This window comes from Acidobacteriota bacterium, assembly GCA_028874215.1.
In the GTDB taxonomy this organism is placed as follows: domain Bacteria; phylum Acidobacteriota; class UBA6911; order RPQK01; family JAJDTT01; genus JAJDTT01.
In genome coordinates this window covers 1-19,791 of the sequence record JAPPLF010000023.1, presented here as the reverse complement: position 1 = coordinate 19,791, position 19,791 = coordinate 1, and the positions used below count along the sequence as shown (strand labels likewise).

General features: G+C 63.2%; 19 protein-coding genes. 10 read left to right on the top strand and 9 right to left on the bottom strand.

Annotated features, from left to right (window positions below; all coding sequences use genetic code 11):
• Window positions 1-8: 8 nt before the first annotated feature.
• Together ehuC and ehuD are read left to right on the top strand one after the other, a co-directional pair.
• Window positions 9-671, top strand: a complete 663-nt coding sequence (gene ehuC / locus OXT71_04315; GenBank protein MDE2925604.1) for an ectoine/hydroxyectoine ABC transporter permease subunit EhuC — start codon at window positions 9-11, stop codon at window positions 669-671.
• Window positions 668-1,327 carry an ectoine/hydroxyectoine ABC transporter permease subunit EhuD gene (ehuD, locus tag OXT71_04310; GenBank protein ID MDE2925603.1) on the top strand — a complete coding sequence of 220 codons (660 nt, stop codon included), beginning with the start codon at window positions 668-670 and terminating at the stop codon, window positions 1,325-1,327. The genes ehuC and ehuD overlap by 4 nt, the downstream gene beginning before the upstream one ends.
• A 15-nt stretch (window positions 1,328-1,342) precedes the next feature.
• On the opposite strand, the gene OXT71_04305 is transcribed toward ehuD, so the two are convergent.
• The 3 genes from OXT71_04305 to OXT71_04295 are packed head-to-tail and all read right to left on the bottom strand — an operon-like array spanning window position 1,343 to window position 4,721.
• Window positions 1,343-2,254: a UbiA family prenyltransferase gene (locus OXT71_04305; GenBank protein ID MDE2925602.1), complete on the bottom strand. Its 912-nt coding sequence runs from the start codon at window positions 2,252-2,254 to the stop codon at window positions 1,343-1,345.
• A complete protein-coding gene (eboE, locus tag OXT71_04300) occupies window positions 2,251-3,480 on the bottom strand; it encodes a metabolite traffic protein EboE (protein MDE2925601.1) in 1,230 nt (409 codons plus the stop codon). Before eboE ends, OXT71_04305 begins: the two co-directional genes overlap by 4 nt.
• A gap of 14 nt (window positions 3,481-3,494) precedes the next feature.
• Complete coding sequence (locus OXT71_04295; protein MDE2925600.1) at window positions 3,495-4,721, bottom strand: 3-dehydroquinate synthase; 1,227 nt, start codon at window positions 4,719-4,721, stop codon at window positions 3,495-3,497.
• A gap of 265 nt (window positions 4,722-4,986) precedes the next feature.
• On the opposite strand from OXT71_04295, the gene OXT71_04290 reads away from it, so the two are divergent.
• Window positions 4,987-5,358, top strand: a complete 372-nt coding sequence (locus tag OXT71_04290; protein ID MDE2925599.1) for a DUF423 domain-containing protein — start codon at window positions 4,987-4,989, stop codon at window positions 5,356-5,358.
• A gap of 27 nt (window positions 5,359-5,385) precedes the next feature.
• Entirely contained in the window at window positions 5,386-6,084 is a 699-nt protein-coding gene (locus OXT71_04285; protein ID MDE2925598.1) for a TIGR04283 family arsenosugar biosynthesis glycosyltransferase, read from the top strand.
• Window positions 6,085-6,105: 21 nt separating this feature from the next.
• Here the strand turns inward: OXT71_04285 and OXT71_04280 are convergent, their stop codons facing one another.
• Complete coding sequence (locus tag OXT71_04280) at window positions 6,106-6,990, bottom strand: NAD(P)-dependent oxidoreductase (protein ID MDE2925597.1); 885 nt, start codon at window positions 6,988-6,990, stop codon at window positions 6,106-6,108.
• 91 nt (window positions 6,991-7,081) lie between these two features.
• Between OXT71_04280 and sppA the strand changes: the two genes are divergently transcribed.
• The 4 genes from sppA (at window position 7,082) to OXT71_04260 (ending at window position 11,639) form a co-directional block, all read left to right on the top strand.
• Window positions 7,082-8,815, top strand: coding sequence for a signal peptide peptidase SppA (gene sppA / locus OXT71_04275; protein ID MDE2925596.1), 1,734 nt, complete (start codon window positions 7,082-7,084; stop codon window positions 8,813-8,815).
• A gap of 32 nt (window positions 8,816-8,847) precedes the next feature.
• Window positions 8,848-9,699 (top strand): 3-methyl-2-oxobutanoate hydroxymethyltransferase, encoded by an 852-nt coding sequence (gene panB / locus OXT71_04270; protein MDE2925595.1) that lies wholly within the window; start codon window positions 8,848-8,850, stop codon window positions 9,697-9,699.
• Window positions 9,699-10,559 (top strand): pantoate--beta-alanine ligase, encoded by an 861-nt coding sequence (gene panC / locus OXT71_04265; protein ID MDE2925594.1) that lies wholly within the window; start codon window positions 9,699-9,701, stop codon window positions 10,557-10,559. The genes panB and panC overlap by 1 nt, the downstream gene beginning before the upstream one ends.
• A 204-nt stretch (window positions 10,560-10,763) precedes the next feature.
• Window positions 10,764-11,639, top strand: coding sequence for a helix-turn-helix domain-containing protein (locus tag OXT71_04260; GenBank protein ID MDE2925593.1), 876 nt, complete (start codon window positions 10,764-10,766; stop codon window positions 11,637-11,639).
• A 19-nt stretch (window positions 11,640-11,658) separates the two neighbouring features.
• On the opposite strand, the gene OXT71_04255 is transcribed toward OXT71_04260, so the two are convergent.
• From OXT71_04255 to OXT71_04240, 4 genes are all read right to left on the bottom strand, one after another.
• Window positions 11,659-12,663, bottom strand: coding sequence for a M20/M25/M40 family metallo-hydrolase (locus tag OXT71_04255; protein ID MDE2925592.1), 1,005 nt, complete (start codon window positions 12,661-12,663; stop codon window positions 11,659-11,661).
• Between the two features lie 7 nt (window positions 12,664-12,670).
• Window positions 12,671-13,018, bottom strand: a complete 348-nt coding sequence (gene queF / locus OXT71_04250) for a preQ(1) synthase (GenBank protein MDE2925591.1) — start codon at window positions 13,016-13,018, stop codon at window positions 12,671-12,673.
• Between the two features lie 67 nt (window positions 13,019-13,085).
• Window positions 13,086-14,039 (bottom strand): 4-hydroxy-3-methylbut-2-enyl diphosphate reductase, encoded by a 954-nt coding sequence (gene ispH / locus OXT71_04245; protein ID MDE2925590.1) that lies wholly within the window; start codon window positions 14,037-14,039, stop codon window positions 13,086-13,088.
• An 80-nt stretch (window positions 14,040-14,119) separates the two neighbouring features.
• Window positions 14,120-15,145 carry a ferrochelatase gene (locus tag OXT71_04240; protein MDE2925589.1) on the bottom strand — a complete coding sequence of 342 codons (1,026 nt, stop codon included), beginning with the start codon at window positions 15,143-15,145 and terminating at the stop codon, window positions 14,120-14,122.
• 352 nt (window positions 15,146-15,497) lie between these two features.
• Here OXT71_04240 and OXT71_04235 point away from each other — a divergent pair, with 352 nt between their 5' ends.
• The gene (locus tag OXT71_04235) at window positions 15,498-17,135 is read left to right on the top strand and encodes a long-chain fatty acid--CoA ligase (GenBank protein MDE2925588.1); all 1,638 of its coding nucleotides are present in this window, start codon (window positions 15,498-15,500) and stop codon (window positions 17,133-17,135) included.
• Between the two features lie 46 nt (window positions 17,136-17,181).
• On the opposite strand, the gene OXT71_04230 is transcribed toward OXT71_04235, so the two are convergent.
• Entirely contained in the window at window positions 17,182-18,573 is a 1,392-nt protein-coding gene (locus OXT71_04230) for an FAD-binding protein (protein ID MDE2925587.1), read from the bottom strand.
• Between the two features lie 111 nt (window positions 18,574-18,684).
• Between OXT71_04230 and OXT71_04225 the strand changes: the two genes are divergently transcribed.
• Window positions 18,685-19,791 (top strand): dihydroxy-acid dehydratase (locus OXT71_04225; protein MDE2925586.1); only part of this gene is annotated, 1,107 nt, incomplete at its 3' end.

Below are 19,791 nucleotides of genomic sequence, written 5' to 3'. Positions count from 1 at the left end.
CGACCACAATGCTGCCGCCCCTGGACCTTCTCCCCAGCCTTCTGACGGGACTCCTGGTGACGCTCCAGATCACCGCCGGCGCCGCGGTGGTGGCGTTGGCCTCCTCCTTCCTGGCGGGTCTCGGCCGCCTCTCGGGGCGCAAGTCGGTCCGGGGATTCTCGCGCCTCTACGTCGACGTCTTTCGGGGAACGTCGGCGCTGGTCCAGCTCTTCTGGGCCTTCTTCGCCCTTCCCCTGCTGGGAATCCGGCTCGAAGCGGTGACGGTGGGAATCCTGGTCCTGGGGCTGAATCTGGGTTCCTACGGATCGGAGATCGTCCGGTCGGCGATCCGCAATGTGTCCCGGTCCCAGTATGACGCGGCCCGGGCCCTGAACCTGAGCCGGGGCCAGACCCTCTGGAGAATCATCCTGCCTCAGGCCGCGCTGCGCATGATTCCGCCCTTCGGGAACCTCTTCATCGAACTCCTCAAGGGAACCGCCCTCGTCTCCCTCATCAGCTTGGCGGACCTCACGTTTCAGGGGCAGACGCTCCGGACGTCCACGCTGCGTTCCGGCGAAATCTTCGCCCTGATTCTGGTCCTCTACTTCCTGTTGGCCCAGGTGATCGCGAGAGGAATGAGATTTCTGGAGTCCAGGTTGGCGGCGGGACGGGACTCCGGGGGTGCGGCGTGATCTTCGACTGGGGATTCGCCCTGGAGATCCTGCCCGCCCTGCTTCAAGCCGCCCTGGTGACGCTCCAATGCACACTGGTGGGCATGAGCCTGGCGCTGGTGCTGGGTCTGGCCTGGGCCCTGATGCGCCGGTCTTCCCGCCGCATTCTGGCTTGGCCGGCCACGTGGATCGTGGAGTTCGTCCGCAGCACGCCGCTGCTGGTGCAGGTCTATTTCCTCTTTTACGTCCTGCCGGAGTTCGGTATCTCCTGGTCGCCCTTCGTCACCGGCGCCCTGGGCCTGGGCCTCCACTACAGCGCCTATACCGCCGAGGTCTACCGGGCCGGCATCGACAACGTCCCATCCGGCCAGTGGGAAGCCGCCCGGGCCCTGAACCTGGGCTGGATGGAGACCTGGAAGTCGGTCATCCTGCCCCAGGCTGTGCCTCCCATGGTTCCGGCCCTGGGCAATTACCTGGTGGGCATGTTCAAGGAGACCCCCATCCTGGCTGCCATTACGGTTCAGGAACTGCTCCAGACGGCCAAGCTCATCGGCGCCGAGAGTTTCCGATACCTGGAGCCCCTGACTCTGGTGGGCCTCCTCTTCCTGCTGGTCAGCCTCTCCTCGGCGCAACTGATCGGGTGGCTGGAATCCCGGACGGCAAGGGTCGCTTCCTGAGACTCCGGAACACCTTCAGGTTCCGGGGACGAATCTCTGCAGCGCCCGGGTCAAGAGAAGACCCGCCAGAGCAAGTACGAGGCCGACCGTTTCCGAAGAGACGGCCGCAATGAGGATCCCGTCCACCAAAGAGATGCCGGCGATGAGACCGGTGACGGCCCGGGGAACGTTTCGCTGACGCGCCGAGAGAAACGACCCCGACCACAGCGTCCAGAACAGGAAGAAACCCAGCACCGGCAGCAACGCCCAGTGGGACGGGCCCCACACGGCCGCGTACAGGCCGAACCCCATGGGGGCCAGGAGCAGGAGAGCCGGCCACAGCGCCCTCACCCGGTTCAGGTCTTCCTGGGCAGCCAGACAGGTCAACCCGGCGACGTAGCTCGCCAGCACCAGAGCACCGGCCCAGACCAGGCCGGAGGGTGAACCGGCCGCCACGGAGCCGGCGATCAGGTAGATCAGTCCGCGGCAGACGGCCATCACCACGGGACTGTAGGGATCGGTCTTGTGCCGGTAGTTGTAGTAGACGATCAGGACGCCGAGGATCAACCCGATGAACAGGGGCTCCAGGCGGGGACCGGACTGCAGCACCAAGACCGCGTAGATTCCCGATTGGCCCACAACCAGCAACCCGAAGCCCAGGGCGTAGACCTCGAACAGGCCGATCTCTCCGGATGGAATGGGCCGGCTCGCACGTGACTTCCCGTCATACCGGTGGTCGAAGGCATCGTTGAGGAACATGCCCCCGGTGTAGAAGCAGGAGAGTGCGGCCGCCAGGACCAGCAAGGTGGGCATCTCCAAAGCCGCGCCGGAGAGAGTAGCTCCCGCCAGGCAGTTGGTCCAGACGGTGGGCAGATTGGACACCCGCCCCAGGTCCAGGTAGACGCGCCAGCGGGGTCTGCGGGCCGTGCGCGGCGGTTCCGCGTTCATTGCAGGAGCCTGTCCCGCGCCCAGGCCAGCTCGCGGGCGATGGCGTCGGTCGTATCCAGGGTCTTGTAACGCCGGGGGAGTACGTCCCAGGTGTAGGTCTCCACCTCCAGGTAGGGGCACGCCGGCTTCGACTTCAGACGAAACAACAGGGCCGCCAGGTCATCCTGGGTGGTGTCGAAACCGCTCATTCGGGAGAGGAAGATGGGAACGTGGAAATGAACTCTCCATTCCTTCCGGATGCCGGGCGATCCGGCGCCATGTTCCCGGAAATCCGCCTCCCGGTCCAGGGCCTGGGGCAGGTCCTGGTAACGGACGACTCCCCGCCCCGACGTCTCCACCACCTGGTGCAGGTAGGTCTCCTCGGCGAAAGGGCGGAGCGTCCGTTCTGGGCTGCCGTCCCCCTCCCGGAAGCGGAGCCGCAGAGCCGAACTGATTTGAACCTTCAGGATTCGGATCGCGGCGGCTTCCAGTCGATCCAGCACCTCTGACGGGTCCTCGAACTCCACGGCCACGTGACAGGCGTCGCAGCAGATTCCCAGGTGCCGCCGCGCGACTCGTTCCGCCTGGCCACGCGTCAGACCCGACTCCCGGACCAGGGTCCCGAGTCCTTCCTGCGAGAGGATGTGGCCCTCGAAAAAGGCCACCACGTCGTCCGTCGTTTCCAGGAAGCAGCACGGCTCGGGCTCCAGCGCCAGGGTGATGGTTTTTCCCGTCTGCTCCCGGAGCCGGTGGAGGTACGCGACGCTGCGGAGCATCATCCCGGCCATCCGGCGAACGTCGCCGGAGGAACGGACCTCCGCCCGAAAGGCCCCCGGAACCGTGCTGATGCTCCCTTCCAGGGCCGCGTCCTCGGGCAGCAACCGGGCCAGAATCCGGGCCAAACGGTTCGTGTACTCCAAGCGGACCCGGTCTCTCCAATCGGGAAGATAGACGTTCTCCTTGACCCGGGCCCGGTGGAAGACACCGTAGGGAAATCCGTTGATGGTGAAGACGTAGGCGCCCTCAGTTCTCAGGAACTCCTGAAGCGCCTCCAGGTTTTCGGGACGGGCCAGGGCGTCGGCGGCCTGGCCCGAAAGACGCGGCCCGATGGCGAAGGGCCGGCCCGGACAAAGCTGATTTCGAACCGCGCCCGGATAGGACCTGAGATTCTCCCAGACCTCGGGCCAGGTCTCGCCCGGATGGATGTTCAGGCAGTAGGTCAGATGAAATCCCGGGACCAGTTGCATCGTGCCTCGGTGCGTCACCCGGCCTGGGGTATTTCAGTCTCGACCACACCGGCGCCGGCCTTTCCGAAAGAACGCCGGAGCCATTCCATGGAATCGAGCAGGAGCCCGTCGTCCATTTCCGTCACCTCGAAGCTGTCGCCGATGTCCCGAATCAGGCTGATGTGGAGCGTTCCGCCCAGGTGTTCCCGAAATTCGGCCAGTCCCTCCAGTACCACCCTCTCCCCGCCCCGTGTCATGGAGATGGCCTCGTCCCAGACCGGCAGGCCCAGGTTTCGGAGCAAGGAAAGGACTCGATTCAGGATCCCCCGCTTCAGGAATCCCGCCCGGACCGAGTAGGCCAGGTCAACGGCCATTCCGATGGCGACCGCCTCTCCGTGGCGAAGCCGGTTTTCGGTCATGGACTCCAGCTTGTGGGCGGACCAGTGTCCGAAATCCAGCGGCCTCGCACTGCCGAACTCGAAGGGATCGCCGGAACTGCGAATGTGCTCCAGGTGGAGCTCCGCAGAGCGCCGAATCTGATAGTGCAGAGGTTCCCCCTCTCCCCGTGAGAGTTCCGGGGCGTTCTTCTCCAGGTACTCGAAAAGGGGCCGGTCCCGGATCAGCGCCACCTTCACGGCCTCGGCGATGCCGGCGATCTTGTCTCGAAGCTCCAGGGTCTCGATCAGGGAACGGTCGTTGACGACTGCGTAGGGGGGGCTGAAGGCGCCCAGAAAGTTCTTCTTGCCGAAGAGATTGACCCCGTTCTTGACCCCCACTCCGGAATCGCTCTGGGCGAGGACGGTGCTGGGGACACGGATGACCCGGACCCCCCGGTGACAGATGGAGGCGGCAAATCCGGCGGCGTCCAGGACCGCGCCCCCGCCCACGATCACCATGAAGGACTGGCGGTCCAGGCCCACCCGGTTCATCTCCTCCACCAGGGTCAGTACATGGCGGAGATCCGCCTTGACGGCCTCGCCCCCGGGCACCTCCACGGGCGCGCAGACCAGTTCCAGTTCCTGAGGACGGGATTCGGCGTAGGCGGCAATACGGGCGCGCAATTGAGGATGAGCGCGGGAGACGTTCTCGTCCATCACCAGGAAGAGGCGGTGGCGCCGGTCCGATTCGAGACGGTTCACCACCCGCGAGAAGACCGGATTCCCCGGATCGAAGACACCCTCCGTGAAGATCACCGGGTAGTCGAAATCCAGGGTGAAACTCTGGTTGACGATCTCCATTTCGTTTCGGGCAGTCGGTCTCATTCTATTCCTGCGAGGACGCTGCGCCGTCCCCTGACCATGGTCATCCGGACCGGACCATGCTCGACATCAGGGGCCGGTTCCGGAAGCGCCGGAAGCGGAGTGGTGGGGGGCGACATCGCTCAACAAAGGGCCGTAAAAGGAATTGTAGTCTACCACAGGGCCGGAGAGGCGAGCGCACCGGACGGAGGCCGGCTCAGTGCCGGTTCCCGCTTCCTTGGAGCTATCGTGCCGGAGGGAGCGCGGGTACAATGTGGCGTTGCGGACCATGAGATTCTTTCCCGCTCTCGGAGCACTTTTCGGTCTCGTCAGTGTGGCGGCGGGAGCATTCGGCTCCCATGTCCTGGAATCCAGGCTCTCCGACGAAATGTTGGAGATCTTCGAGTTGGCTACCCGCTACCTCATGGTTCACGCATTGGTCCTGCTCCTGCTGGGCGCCCTCTCGGGCCGCATGGCTCCGAGGCTCGGGTCCGCGGCCGGATGGGGATTCTGTTCCGGAACGATCCTCTTTTCAGGGACGCTCTACGCTTACAGCCTGACCGGGTCTCTCGGGTGGGTGATGCTCACGCCCGTGGGTGGAACCGCTCTGTTGGCCGGATGGGCCTGTCTGCTCTGGGGCTGCTGGCCCCGTCGCCGTTAACCCGTGATGCCGGCAGGAAAACCCAGGTTGACGATCTCGGTGATCATCCCGGCGCTCAATGAAGAGGCCGGGATCGCCAGGTCCATCTCCAGCGCTGCTCGGGAACCCGGAGTCGAGGTCATCGTCGTCGACGGCGGCAGCCGCGATGAAACGGTGCGGGTGGCGCGCCGCTTGGGCGCCGAGACGTTAACGGTCCCGGCGGGACGAGCCCGCCAAATGAACGCGGGAGCCGAAGCGTCTACGGGCAAATACCTGGTCTTCCTCCATGCAGACACGATTCTTCCGCCGAATTTCGCCAGCCGGGTTCGACGCCTCCTGGCTTCCCGTGAAGTGGTTGCGGGAGCCTTCCGCCTGGGAATCGAGGGCCGCCGACGAAGTCTTCGTTGGATCGAGAAGGGCGCCAACTGGAGATCCCGGTGGCTTCAACTCCCGTATGGCGACCAGGCCCTGTTCGTGCGTTCCCGCCTCTTTTTCGAGTTGGGGGGCTACGCCGATCTGCCGATCATGGAGGACTACGACCTGGTTCGGAGACTGACCCGGCGAGGCCGCGTCGGTTTGGCTCCGGACGCGGTTGTCACCTCGGCAAGGCGATGGGAACGACTCGGTGTCGTCAGAACCACGCTGCTAAACCAAGTCATGCTGACGGGCCATCTCCTGGGCATGTCGCCTTGGAAAATGGCTGCGTTATACCGGCGTGCGGCGTCTTTTCCACCGGTGGCCGAATAACACGTCGCCGAAAACCGTGGGCTACAATCCCGCCAATTGCTCCAGGACCTTGACCAGGGCCTGGGTCCCCTCGAGGCCTTCCCCCCGGGCCTGAGAGGTGCGGAACAGTTGGTTGACCAGGGACGACGCCGGAAGGGCGGCCTGAGCGGCAGCGCCACTCTCCATCACCAGTCGCAGGTCCTTCTGGATGAGGTCCACCATGAAACCGGGCGCGAAGTCGCGATTCACGACGCGGGGAGCCAGATTGCTCAACTGCCAGCTGCCGGCGGCGCCTCCCTTGACGGCTTCGATCATCACCCCCTGGTCCAATCCGTTCTTCCCGGCAAAGACCAGAGCTTCACTGACCCCCATGAGGGTGACGGCCACCAGAATCTGGTTGCACAACTTGGTCAGCTGCCCGCTCCCCACGGGCCCGCAGTAGGTAATGGTCTTGCCCATGGTCTCGAAAATGGGGACTGCCCGGTCGAACGCCTCGCGGTCTCCGCCGGCCATGATGGCCAAGGTGGCATTCTGCGCTCCCACGTCGCCTCCCGACACGGGTGCGTCCACCAGGGCGCATCCCTTTGATCGAAGTTGCTCGTCCAGCTCCCGTTCGACCTGAGGGGAGATGGTGCTCATGTCCATGACCACCGAACCCGGCCGAATCCCCTCCAGAACACCCTCGGGGCCGGCGACCACCGCCTCCACGTCCGGCGAGTCGGAGACCATGGTGATGATCATCCGGGAATTCGCGGCCACCTCTCGAGGAGAAGCAGCCACCGCGGCTCCCGCCGCTTCCAACGACCGGGTCTTGGACCGGGTGCGGTTGTAGACCGTGAGGGGATATCCAGACTTCAAGATGTGTCCCGCCATGGGAAGCCCCATGATTCCGAGCCCGATGAAACCGACGGATGGCTTGTTCGCCATAGGATCCTCCTTTTGGATTTTGATACGAGCGGTCGGCGCGGCTGGCACGCCGACCGCGATTCAACGTAAAATCATCTCTGGGAGAGGGTCAATGAGCAAGAGAAAAACGTGGATTCTTTCAATCGTTCTGATCATTGTCTTCGCGGGGGCCGCCGCCGTCTCGCTGGGCCTGTACTACGGCCTCCGCGGCTCGGTGCCCAAGGTTGAGAACGACTCGGTCGTGGAGATCGTGGTTTCCCAACAGATTCGGGAGTTTCCCCCGAACAATCCATTCCTTCAGATTTTTTCCCAGCAAGGGACCAGCCTCTGGCAACTGCGCCAGGTGTTTCGCCGGGCGGCGGAAGACGAACGCATCAAGGCGGTGCTCCTGGAGATCCATCCCCTGGGGTGGAGCTGGGCCCAGATCGAGGAACTTCGGGGCCAGATCAAGGTCTTCCGTGAGTCTGGCAAACCGGTTCATTCGCTGCTGGCCGTCGACCTGGTCGGGGAGGCGGAGTTGTACCTGGCATCGGCCACGGACAGCGTGACCCTGAATCCCGATGCCGGGTTCCTGGTCAACGGCCTGTTGGTGGAGCAGACCTTCTTCAAGGGGACTATGGAGAAGCTGGGGATCCGCCCCGAGTTCATCCAGTTCAAGGAGTACAAGAGCGCCGAATCCTATAGCCGGGACAGCCTGAGTCCGCCGGTCCGGGAGATGCTGGAGACGATCGTCGCGGACCTCGAAGGGAGGTTCATCAGCACGGTTACCCAGGACAGGAACCTGGAGGAAGGCGTCCTCGAGGAGTTCATGAAGCTGGGAGTGGCTTCCGCGGAGCAGGGCCTGGAACTGGGTCTCATCGACCAGACGGGATACCGCCACCAAGTAGAGGAATTGCTGGCCGGCGATGGCGAGGACAGCGAGTACCGGTCGATTTCCGGCGCCAGGTTTCTGAAGGCCGCGCGTGGCGGTTCCGAGGCTCCGGCTCAACACCGGGCCGCCGTCCTGCCCGGCGTCGGGACCATCATGGTCGGCAAGGATGATCCCATGACGGAGGTTCTGAGCGGCGTCGGCCTCGCCCGCCAGCTTCGGAAACTGCGGCAAAACGACCGGATCGAAGGAGTCATTCTGAGAGTCAACAGCCCGGGAGGATCGGCAGTGGGCTCGGACATGGTCTGGGAGGAGGTCCGGAAGCTGGAGCAGGAAGGCAAGCCCGTTGTCGTCTCCATGTCGGGCGTCGCCGGTTCGGGCGGGTACTACATCTCCATGGGGGCCGGCCATATCGTTTCCCAGCCTTCGACCATCACCGGTTCCATCGGAGTGATCTTCGGCAAGTTCGACCTGACCAACCTGTACCAGTGGATGGGCATCAGCGTCGATCAGGTCAAAAACTACCCCCACGCCGATATCTTTTCGTTCAGTCGATCCCTGGGGTCCGAACAGAGAAAGCGGGTGGAAGACTGGATCGCGGACCTGTACCAGAAGTTCGTGACGAAGGCGGCGGACTCGAGACGGATGGAGTTTCAGGACTTGGAGGAGAAGGCCCGGGGACGCATCTACACCGGAGCTCAGGCCAAGGATCTGGGACTGGTCGATTCCCTGGGTGGGTTCGATGCGGCCATCCTGGAGCTGAAGCGGGCCATGTCCCTGGATGAGGACACCCCGCTGGAACTGGATTTATATCCGAAACGCAAGTCCTGGTGGGAGGCGGCCCTCAGTGGTGACCTGGTGTCCGGTATTCGCTCCTCCATGCCGGCCTCCCCAGTGAACCGGTGGACGCTGACCCTGATCCGGCAGCTGGAATCTCCCGGTGCGTGGCTGCTTGCTCCCGAACTCCGATTCCGCTAGAGTCGGAAGTCCTCCCGGGAAGGAGTTCTTCCATGCCAAAGCACGGTAAAGCATTGAAAGTGCCTGACTTGGAAGAGAAGAAGCGCCGTGGCGAGAAGATCGCCGCACTCACCGCCTATGACGCTACCATGGCCGCCCTGCTGGACCGGGCCGGAATCGACGTTCTGTTGGTGGGCGACTCTCTGGGCACCGTGATTCTGGGATGCGACACGACGGTGCCGGTCACCCTCGACATGATGGTGCACCACAGCCGGGCCGTCACCCGGGGAGCGCGGCGGGCATTGGTGGTTGCCGACATGCCCTTTGCCACGTATCAGGTTTCGGCATCCGAGGCGCTTCGCAATGCGGCACGCCTCATGCAGGAAGGTGGAGTCTCCGCGGTCAAGGTGGAAGGGGCCGGACCCGTGGTGAAGTCGGTTCGCCACCTGGTGGATGTGGGTATCCCGGTCATGGGGCATCTGGGTCTCACCCCACAGAAGGTGCATGCGCTTGGCGGCCACCGGCAGCAGGCTCGCGACCGCGGGAGCGTGGCACGCCTGCTGGCCGACGCCGACGCCCTTGAGGATGCCGGTGTCTTCGCTCTGGTCCTGGAATGCATTCCGGACGAAGTCGCTTTCGAAGTGACGTCGCAGCTCCGGATACCCACCATCGGAATCGGAGCCGGACCCTATTGCGACGGTCAGATCCTGGTGAGCTACGACGCCTTCGGCCTCTTCGACTCCTTCGTTCCTTCATTCGTCAAACGTTACGCCTCCCTGGGCAGCACCATCCTGAACGCCACCGAAACCTACGTCGACGACGTCCGCACCGGGCGTTTCCCCGCTTCCAGAACCACAGACTTCTTCCGTTCCAGCGAGCCGGAGCTGGTCAAAGAGAGATCCTGATGGCCCTGGTGGCGGCCACCTCCATCGCCGGAGCACGGGAGGCGATGGAAGCCGCCCGTAGGGGTGGATTGTCCAGCGGCTTCGTTCCCACCATGGGAGCTCTGCACGAGGGACATCGGAAGCTGATCCAGGTGGCGCGGCGCGAATGCGACTGGCTCGCCGTGAGCATCTTCGTGAATCCGACCCAGTTCGGTCCGGAAGAAGACTTCGACACCTATCCCAGGGACCTGGATTCGGATCTCGCCATGTGCCGGCAATTGGGAGTCGATCTGGTCTTTCAGCCCGGCCGCGACGAAGTCTATCCGGCCACACACAGGACTTTCGTGGAGGTCGAGACCGTGACGTCGCACCTGTGCGGCCGGTTCCGCCCGGGACATTTTCGCGGCGTCGCCACCATCGTGCTGAAGCTCCTGAACATCCTGCAACCGGACCGGGCCTACTTCGGCGAGAAGGACGCCCAACAGACGGTGGTCGTCCGGCAACTGGTGAAGGATCTGAACCTGCCGGTGGACATCCGCCAAATCCCGACGGTTCGGGACTTCGACGGATTGGCCATCAGTTCCCGGAACCAACATCTTGGTCCCCAAGAGCGAAGGGCCGCCGCCGTGCTCTTCCGGACCCTGAAGGAGATCCGGACCATGGTGCTCCAGGGAGCCAGGGACGCCGGCCGGATCCGCCGCGGCGGACTCCGGCTCTTGAGCCGGGAGCCCCTGGTCGAGGTCGAGTACCTGGAATTGGTCGATCCGGAAACCATGCAGCCCATTTCCGAGGTTCGCGGCCCGGCCCGGGCCGCCGCCGCCATCCGCGTCGGCGGAGTCCGGCTGATCGACAACCTCTTGTGCGAAGACGCAAGCCGCTGAAACGCCCTGCCGATCGCACCCTTCACTCGGGCATCGACCTGCCGCCGGCCACCCCCTCGCCTTGCCGGATATCTCCCGTTTTTTCCTGCCGTTTTATTCCGAACTCCTCAAATTGACTTTCTGGCGGAAACCTTCTAGTCTGCCCTCCCGGAGTCTCTGGTCGACCAGCTCAGCCACTCGTTTTTCCGGTTCGTCCGTCCCGATATGGTCAGGAAACGAATCTACTCCACGCGGGAACTTGCCCAACTCTGGAACTTGAGCGAATCGACCATCAAACGGTGGACCGATACCGGGAAGCTTCAATGCCATCGGACTCCGGGCGGCCATCGAAGGTTCCAACTCCGGCATATCCAGGACTTTCAGGCTCGCCACCGATTCGAGGGAACCGGTCTGCTGACCTCCACCGATTGGGAGGCCCCCCGATTGGAAACCTTCATCAACCAGAGGAATTGGTCACGGGTGAGAGAGTTGATCCTCTATCTGGCATCGGAGAACCAGTGCGCTTCGATCAAGGATCTGCTGGAGCGGCTCTACATTCGTGGATTGAGCGTGGCAGACCTCTACGACGAGGTGCTGACCCCCATATTCGTCCGTTCCCACGGAAACCATTCCTCCAATTCCATGCGGTTGGGTCAGGCTCGGCTGGTGGAAAAGAACCTCGAAGAGGCCTTGTACTATTTCTTTCCAGGTGTGGTCCGCCGCAGACCTCTGGGCAAGACCGGCCTCTGCGCGGCGCCTGCCTCCTACTGCAGCCATCTCGTCAACGGAATCTCCCGGGCCTTGAACGAAGAAGGATGGGACGCCCTGAATCTTGGCAGCAAGGTTCCCTTCGAGGCGATGGCCGAAATCGTGGAGAAGCAGCCGGTGAACATGGCCTGCGTCCTGGCCCGGAAAGGACTGAGCGCCAACTTGAAAGGCCGTTTCCGGGTGTTGAACGAGGCCTGTGATCGCTATCGTATTCCGGTCCTTCTGTTGGGTCCGGGTTTTTCCACGCCCAAATCCCGGAAGGACCTTGTCTACGACGAGTACATCCCCAGCTTTCGGGACTTCTCCGACTATATTCAGCGGGCAGCGTACTGAATCGCCCGACACGGCCGCGTCACGAGCCGGGGTCCTCGACACGGAGTCTCCGCACCAGGTCCTTGTAGAGGCGGACGCCGGCCTCCAGTTCGGCCTTGGATACCCTCTCTTCGGCCGTGTGGGCCACCAGAATGGACCCCGGCCCCACCAGGAACGGACGTCCCAGGGCCCTCAGGGCGGGTACATCCGTGCCGTACCCCACGACCTTCGTGGGCAACCCGGGAATGGACGCCATTTCCTGAGGTTCCGAGGTCGCACGGATCTCCAGATTCGCCCGCCCGGAAGCCCATTCCTTCAGGATGTCCACGTAGGCCGCGCTTTCCGCCACGGTCCGGAAAAGGATCTCGGCTTCGGCCAGATCGGGAATCACGTTCGGAGCATGGCCTCCCCGGATCAACCCCACGTTGATGGTGGTCTCCCCGAGTGTGGCGTCGGAGGGGAACTCCAGGGTCTGCAACCCGCCCAGCAGGAACACGAGCTTGTCGATGGCCGACACGCCCTGCTCCGGATAGGCGGAATGGGCCGTGACCCCGTCACAGCTCAAGACGGCGTAGACCATGCCCTTGTGTCCCACCACCAGTTCGTTGTCGGTGGGCTCGCCATCAATGATGTAGTCGCAACGCAGACCCAGCTCCCGGGCCTTCCAGGCACCGTCGCTTTCCGTCTCCTCCCCCACAACGAAGAGAAGCCCCACGTCCGAGATGCCCTCCTGAAGGAGTCCGTCCGCGGCGCAGACCATGGCCGCGATGAGCCCTTTGGCATCCGACACGCCGCGCCCGTACATGAATTCCTCATCCTGGCGGAACTCGAAGAAGGGAGGGACCGTATCCATATGGGTCGTCAACAGAATCCGCGGCTCATCCCGGATGGCCAGCACGTTGATACGGTCCCCGGTGACGGTCTGGGACCGGCAGTTCCATCCCTGGTTCTGAAGGTACTCCAGCAGGAAGCGTCCGACGGGTCCTTCGTCTCCCGTCACCGAAGGGATGTTCACCAGAGTCCGGGTCAGTTCGATCAGGTCCACCACAGCCTCACGCCCCTTCGTAAACGGCTCGAACCGAAGTGGAGATGCCGCCCCGGACGGTAAAGTCCCCGATCACTTCGCAGCGAATCGGCCGGGACGCGGCCACCAGGTCGTCCAGGATCTTGTTGACCACCGATTCATAGAAGATTCCCAGGTTCCGATAAGAGAACAGGTAAAACTTCAGGGCCTTCAATTCGATGATGTGTTGATCCGGAACGTACCGGATCCGAATGGTCCCGAAGTCGGGCTGTCCCGTCTTGGGGCACAACGACGTGAACTCGGGGCATTCGATGTTGACCTGATACTCCCGGCCCGGATATTGGTTCGGAAAGGTCTCCAGAATCTGCTTCGACATGCCTCTCCCTCTCCGGCGCAGAAATTTGCTTCAGATGGGAACGTTGCCGCCGGCAGTCGCGCGGCCGTTACGAAAGCACGTGCAATTGGCTCTGCGGCTGTCTCAGCTCGGGAGGAAGGGCGAAGTGGACGTTCTCCTCACGGGTCACGAGATCCTCGACGACGGCCCCGCCGCGCTCGAAGTAGCGGACAACCTGCTCGACCAGGACGTCGGGGGCCGACGCACCCGACGTCAGGCCAACATTCTCCACGCCCTGGAGCCATTCCTGCCGGATCTTGCTCACATCGCTGATGAGATACGAAGAGACTCCCGAACCGATCGCTTCCTCGACCAGGCGATTGGAATTGCTGCTGTTGGATGATCCCACGACCAGAATCAGGTCCGTGACCGCGGCCAGTTCCCTCACCGCAAGTTGCCGGTTCTGCGTCGCGTAACAGATGTCTTCCGATGGTGGTCCCTGGATCATGGGGAAACGACGTCTCAACTCCGCGATTATCCCCTTCGTGTCCTCGAGACTCAGTGTGGTCTGGGTCAGGTAGGCGATTTTTCCAGGATCCTTGACCTCGAGCTTCTCGACGTCATCGGTGGTGCTCACCAATACGATGGCATCAGGAGCCTCTCCCATGGTCCCGACGACCTCTTCGTGTCCGTCGTGACCGATGAGGACGATGGTGAATCCCCGCTTGGAATACCGGATGGCCTCGACATGCACCTTCGTGACCAGCGGGCAGGTGGCGTCGATGACCTTGAGCGATCTGGATCGGGCATCGGCCCAGACCTGGGGAGACACGCCGTGCGCACTGAAGATGACCGTCCCTCCCGAGGGCACCTGGTCCAGTGTATCGACGAAGATGGCGCCTTCCCGGCGGAGCTCGTCCACCACGTACGCGTTGTGAATGATCTGCTTTCTCACATAGATGGGCGGCGGACAGACGTCAAGTGCGATCCGGACCACATCAATGGCCCGAACCACTCCTGCGCAGAAACCCCGGGGACTCGCCAGGACCAGCTTCTTGACCATGGTGCGGCGATGTTAGCACAAACGGCTCGGCGCGAGCATCGAGTTCCGCAAGCGTTTCGCGGGGCAGGGACAACGTCCGTTCAAGATTGCGCCGGAGCCGCAATCGAGTAGGGACAGCAACCCTCCGGACAGTTATCGGGCGCAGGTTCACGGGAACCCGAATACCGGCGCCGGACTCCGTCCGTCCGTTCCCGGACCAGCTCTCCGACCATGGTCACGAAAGCGGCATGGGTCCCCGCCGTCGCGGCTCGCACCAGGTTCAGTCCCAGTGAGCGGGCCTGATCCTTCAGCTCTACATCCAGGTCGAAGACCACCTCCATGTGGTCGGAGATGAAGCCGATGGGAGAGACCACCACGTCCCGGACGCCCCGGCCCGCGATTGCCTGGAGGTGGTCGCCGGCATCCGGCTCCAACCAGGGCTGGTGAGGCGGTCCGCTGCGGCTCTGGTAGGCCAGGCTCCACGCGGAATGGGGAACCTGTTCCGCCACCAGCCGGCAGGTCTCCCGCAACTGGTCCACGTACTCGCAGCCCCGGGCCATGGCCAGTGGAATGCTGTGCGCGGTGAACAGCAGTTGGGCCCGGGATCTCCGGTCCCCGGGAATCTGCTCCAAGGCGGCCCGAACTCGATCCCGATTGGATTCGATGAAGCCCGGATGATTGTAAAAGACCCGGAGTTTATGGATTTCCGGCGGCGGAGCCCCCGTCTCCTTCTGGGCACGCCGGATATCCTCCAGGTACTGGCGGCATCCGGAATAGGAACTGTAGGCCGAGGTCACGAAGGCCAGCGCCTTCCTGATGCCGTCGGCGGCCATCTCTCTGAGAGTCTGCGAAAGCAAGGGATGCCAGTTTCGATTTCCCCAATAGATGGGAAGATCGGGCCCCTTCTCCCCCAGTTCCAGGCGCACGGCTTCGATCAGTTCCCGGTTCTGGCGATTGATGGGGCTCACCCCATCGAAGATCCGGTAATGGTGGGCCACTTCCCGGATCCTCTCCTCCGGCACGCGCTTGCCCCGCAGAACGTTCCTGAGAAACGGCTCCACTTCGTCCATGCCCTCGGGTCCTCCGAAGGAAATAACCAGCAGCGCGTCAAAGGGCGGCTCGCTCATGGGCATCCGTCTCCACGCTCCTAATGGTCCGTGGCAAAAGTCCCGCGAGCACCGAAACCGGGGCTGCGCCCGCCGGACAAGGCGCTCTGAGGGAGCATACCGGGAGTATGTGACCGGGGAGCAACGCAGTCCGCGCCTGTGCAGACCCGGCCGAATGCCGCGACGACTCTTGGCACGGGCTGCTCAGTATATCGACGGAAGCGCCGCGTTCCAGCAGGGGAGACGCCTGCACCGCACCGTTCACGATGACCCTTCCCTCCGCTGCTTTCCGATGGAAAGGGGGAGTTTCGGGAACGTTGCCGGAACTGCTATAGTCTGGTCGATTCACCTTCGGCTCACCCTGGAGAACACCGTGGAAAAGATCTGGTTGCGACACTACGACGAGGCTGTCCCCACAACCATTGACTATCCGGATATCGACCTCTACTCCATGTTTCGCCAAGCCGTGGAGGATCATCCCCGCGGCGTTGCGACTCGTTTCTTCGGCCGCCGGACGCGGTTTGGCGAGTTGGGGAAAAAAGTGGACCAATTTGCCTCGGTCCTGGCCTCCCTGGGTGTGAAAAAGGGGGATCGGGTGGCCCTGATACTGCCCAACATGCCTCTGTACCCCATCGCCCATTTCGCGGTTCTGAAACTGGGAGCCGTCCTGGTGCCCACCAACCCCCTCTACGTGGAGCGCGAGCTGCAGTATCAGCTCACCGACTCGGGTGCGGAAACGGTGGTGGTGCTGGACAAGCTCATGGGGCGCCTGCTTGCGGTCCGCGAAAAGACGCCGGTGAAGCGGATCATCTCGGCCGGAATCCAGGAGTTTCTGCCTGCCATCCTGGGAATTCTGTACGGACTCAAGAACCGGTCATCCGAGCCGCCGCCAACGGCGCCCGGACTGTATGAGTACCGCGAGCTGATGAAGCGCAAGGTCCCGTCCCGGGAGGCCCCGGCGATCGCACCGGACGATACCGCCATGCTGCTTTACACCGGAGGCACCACCGGCCTCTCCAAGGGGGCGACCCTGACCCACCGCAACCTGGTCTGCAACGTTCACCAGACCAGGTCGTGGCTCTCGGACCTTCAAATGAAGAAGGAGATCCTGCTCTGCGCCCTCCCCTTCTTCCACAGCTACGGCCTGACCACCGGTCTTCATCTGGCCATCCTCTGCCGCTTCACCATGATTCTTCTTCCCCGTGTCGATCTGGCCGACGTGGTCAAGCGAATCCGCAAGCACCGGCCCACCATCTTTTGCGGCGTCCCGGCCATGTACAACGCCATCAACAATTACACGGGCATCACGAGTTCGGACCTCTCCTCCATCCGCCTCTGCGTCAGTGGCGGAGCCGGCCTGCCATCCGACGTACAGGCCCGCTTCGAGGAGATGAGCGGCGGAAAATTGGTGGAGGGCTACGGCCTCTCCGAGGCTTCACCGATCGTGAGCGTGAACCCGATCTTCGGCAATCGCAAGAATGGAACCATCGGAGTGCCCGTCGCCGACACCGATGCGCGGATCGTGGACGGCGACACCGGGGAGGTCCTGCCCCAAGGCGAGGTGGGCGAGCTTTCAGTCTCCGGACCACAGGTGATGCAAGGTTACTGGAACAAACCGGAAGAGACCGCAAACGTGCTGCAGGACGGCTGGCTCAAGACCGGCGACATGGCGGTGATGGATAAGGACGGGTACTTCTCCATCGTGGACCGGAAGAAGGATCTGATCCTGAGCGCCGGAATGAACATCTATTCCCGCGAAGTGGAGGAGGTCCTCTACCAGCACCCCAGCGTCCAGGATGCTGCCGTGGTTGGCGTCCCCAGCAAGGTTCGGGGCGAGGTCCCCAAGGCCTTCATCGTGCTCAAGGAAGGTCACGAGCTGAGCCAACGGGACGTGATTCGCTTCTGCCATGGGAAGCTGGCTCGATTCAAGATCCCCAGATACGTGGAATTCCGGGACGAGCTTCCCAAGAGCGCGATCGGGAAAATACTGAAGCGGCTTCTAAAAGATTAGTCTTTAACTTGCTTCATTAAAGAAGTAATTCAGATTCACAAGTTCTTCAATCCGGACTCTCCGTTCGCTCCGGGAAGGGTATGAAGCCGGGGTTCAATATTCCCGCCGGATCGTAAAACTGCTTCCACCGTTGCAGGTCTTCCCAGGTTTCTCCAAAGTGGCTCTTCCACTGTTCGGGAGTGAATTCCACCCACCCCGAGAGGTAGCGCTTTCCTCCGACTCGCATCGAGAGATCGCTGGCTGTCTTCAGTAGCTGACGGGCCAGGGGGAGCATCTGCCGGGGCACCGCGGGCAGGATCCCGAAGCCCAGGATGAACTCGCCCCGGGGATGCCTGAACAGGGGAAGCGGGTCTCCCTGGAAGCGGCAGGGCCAGATCAGGACGTGGCCGCCGGCCAGGAGCTGCGGGGGAAAGTTGGCCAGCACGCCGCCGATGTAGGCCGGGGCCTGATCCCAGGGCAGAATGGTCTCCATCCAGGGGTGGCACATGCCCCATGCCCCGCTCTGCCGCCAGAGCTCGAAGACCGGCTCCAGCCGATGGGCGAACTCCAGAGTGCTGGAATCCTCCACCTGCAGCTTTCGATAGAAGTTCAGGCCATCGAGCAACTCTTCCTCCCCAGGATCCTCGTCATCGAACTCCACGGTCAGGTGCATGGGAAAGAACCACTCGGCGAAGGGGACCCGGACGCCGCCCATTCGCCTCAAGCCCTGCACGCACGGAGAGGCCCAGGACTCGATGTAGTCGAAGCGCTGCCGGGAAACGAGATGCTTCTGGTCCGCCATCAGAGCGGTGAGGTCATCGTAGAGAAGATAGAAGGTCCGGACCCTGGGCGCCACCCGGCGGAGGCGGAGCCGGGCGCTTACGATGACCGAGAACTGGCCCAGTCCGCACAAGGTGCAGAAGAAGAGCTCGGAGTTCTCCTCCGGAGAGCAGCGTACCCGGTGGCCCTCCCCCGTCACGACCTCAAGTTCCAACACCTGGTGGGCCTGCGTGCCATGCCGATGGGAAGACACGCCGATGCCGGCCATGGAGAGCGTTCCTCCCACGGTCACGTTGAGATTGTTGGTGAGAACCGGGGGAAGAAACCCCCTTTCGGAAGTGAAGGCCACCAGATCGCGCCACAGGACGCCCGCCTGGACCTTCACCGTCTCCCCTTCCACGGCGCCGATCCCATTCAACGAACTCAGATCGACGAGGACCCCGTCCTGGGAGAGGGACTGGCCACTCTGGGAATGGGCAGCTCCGCGGGTCGAGACCGGCCAGCCTGCCCGGGAAGCCGTTGCCACAACGGTGGCCACGTCCTCGACCGACTCCGGCGCCACAAGGGCCTTGGGAGTCTTCGTCAGGATCCGGCCGAAATCGGTGGCCACGTCCCGGCGGGACTCCTGGTCCAGGTAGATCTTCCCCCGAATCAGGCGCTGAAGCTTCTCGAAATCCATGCAGTCTCCCTTTTTTCAGAACCTGGAAAACGTCATCCACGCCTGCAATTTCCGAACCGGTGCTCTCCGCTTCCATGAAAGCAGGATTAATCGGAGTATAATCGATGGATCATGCCATTCGATATGAGACACCAGAGCCGAACTCTACTGGACGGACCCGACCGCGCGGGAGCTCGATCCTTTTTCAAGGCCATCGGTTTCACCGACCAGGATCTGGCCAAACCCCTCATCGGAGTCGCCCATTGCTGGATCGAGGTCACGCCCTGCAACTTCAACCACCGGAGACTGGCGGAAAAGGTCAAGGAAGGGGTTCGGGCCGCCGGCGGAACTCCGCTCGAATTCAACAGCATCTCGGTGACCGACGGGATCGCCATGGGGACCGAGGGCATGAAATCGTCGCTGGTCAGCCGGGAGGTCATCGCCGACTCCATCGAACTGGTCTGCCGGGGACACCTTTTCGACGGCCTCGTCGCCATCACGGGATGCGACAAGACGAGCCCGGCCGCCGCCATGGCGCTGACCCGGCTCAACATCCCCAGCCTGATTCTCTACAGCGGTTCCATCATGCCGGGGGAATACAACGGGCGTAAGCTCACGGTCCAGGACGCCTACGAAGCCATCGGGGCTTACAATGCGGGACGCATCGACCGGGAGGAACTCAGGGGCATCGAGAACTACGCCTGTCCCGGCGCGGGGGCGTGCGGCGGCCAGTTCACCGCCAACACCATGTCAACGGCGTTCGAGATGCTGGGTATTTCCCCCATGGGCTTCAACGGTATCCCGGCGGTGGACCTCAAGAAGGAAGAGGCGGCCCGGGAATGCGGCCGCCTGGTGATGCAGCTCCTGGAGCAGGGACTCCGGCCTCGGGACATCCTGAACCGGCAGGCCATCCTCAACGCCATCACCGGCGCCATGGCCACCGCCGGATCCACCAACGTGGTGCTCCATCTGCTGGCCATCGCGCGGGAGTCGGACATCCCCCTGGACATCGACGACTTCGACCTGATCTCGCGGAAAACGCCGGTTCTGGCCGACCTGAAGCCGGCGGGGCGCTTTACCGCCCCCGACATGCACCAAGCCGGCGGCATGACCTACGTCGGCCGCCTGCTGCTGGAAGCGGGACTCGTCGACGGCGACCTCCCCACTGTCACCGGCAGGACCCTGGCCCAGGAACTGGGCCGCGGCCGGGCGCCGGAGGGACAAGAGGTCATCCGGCCC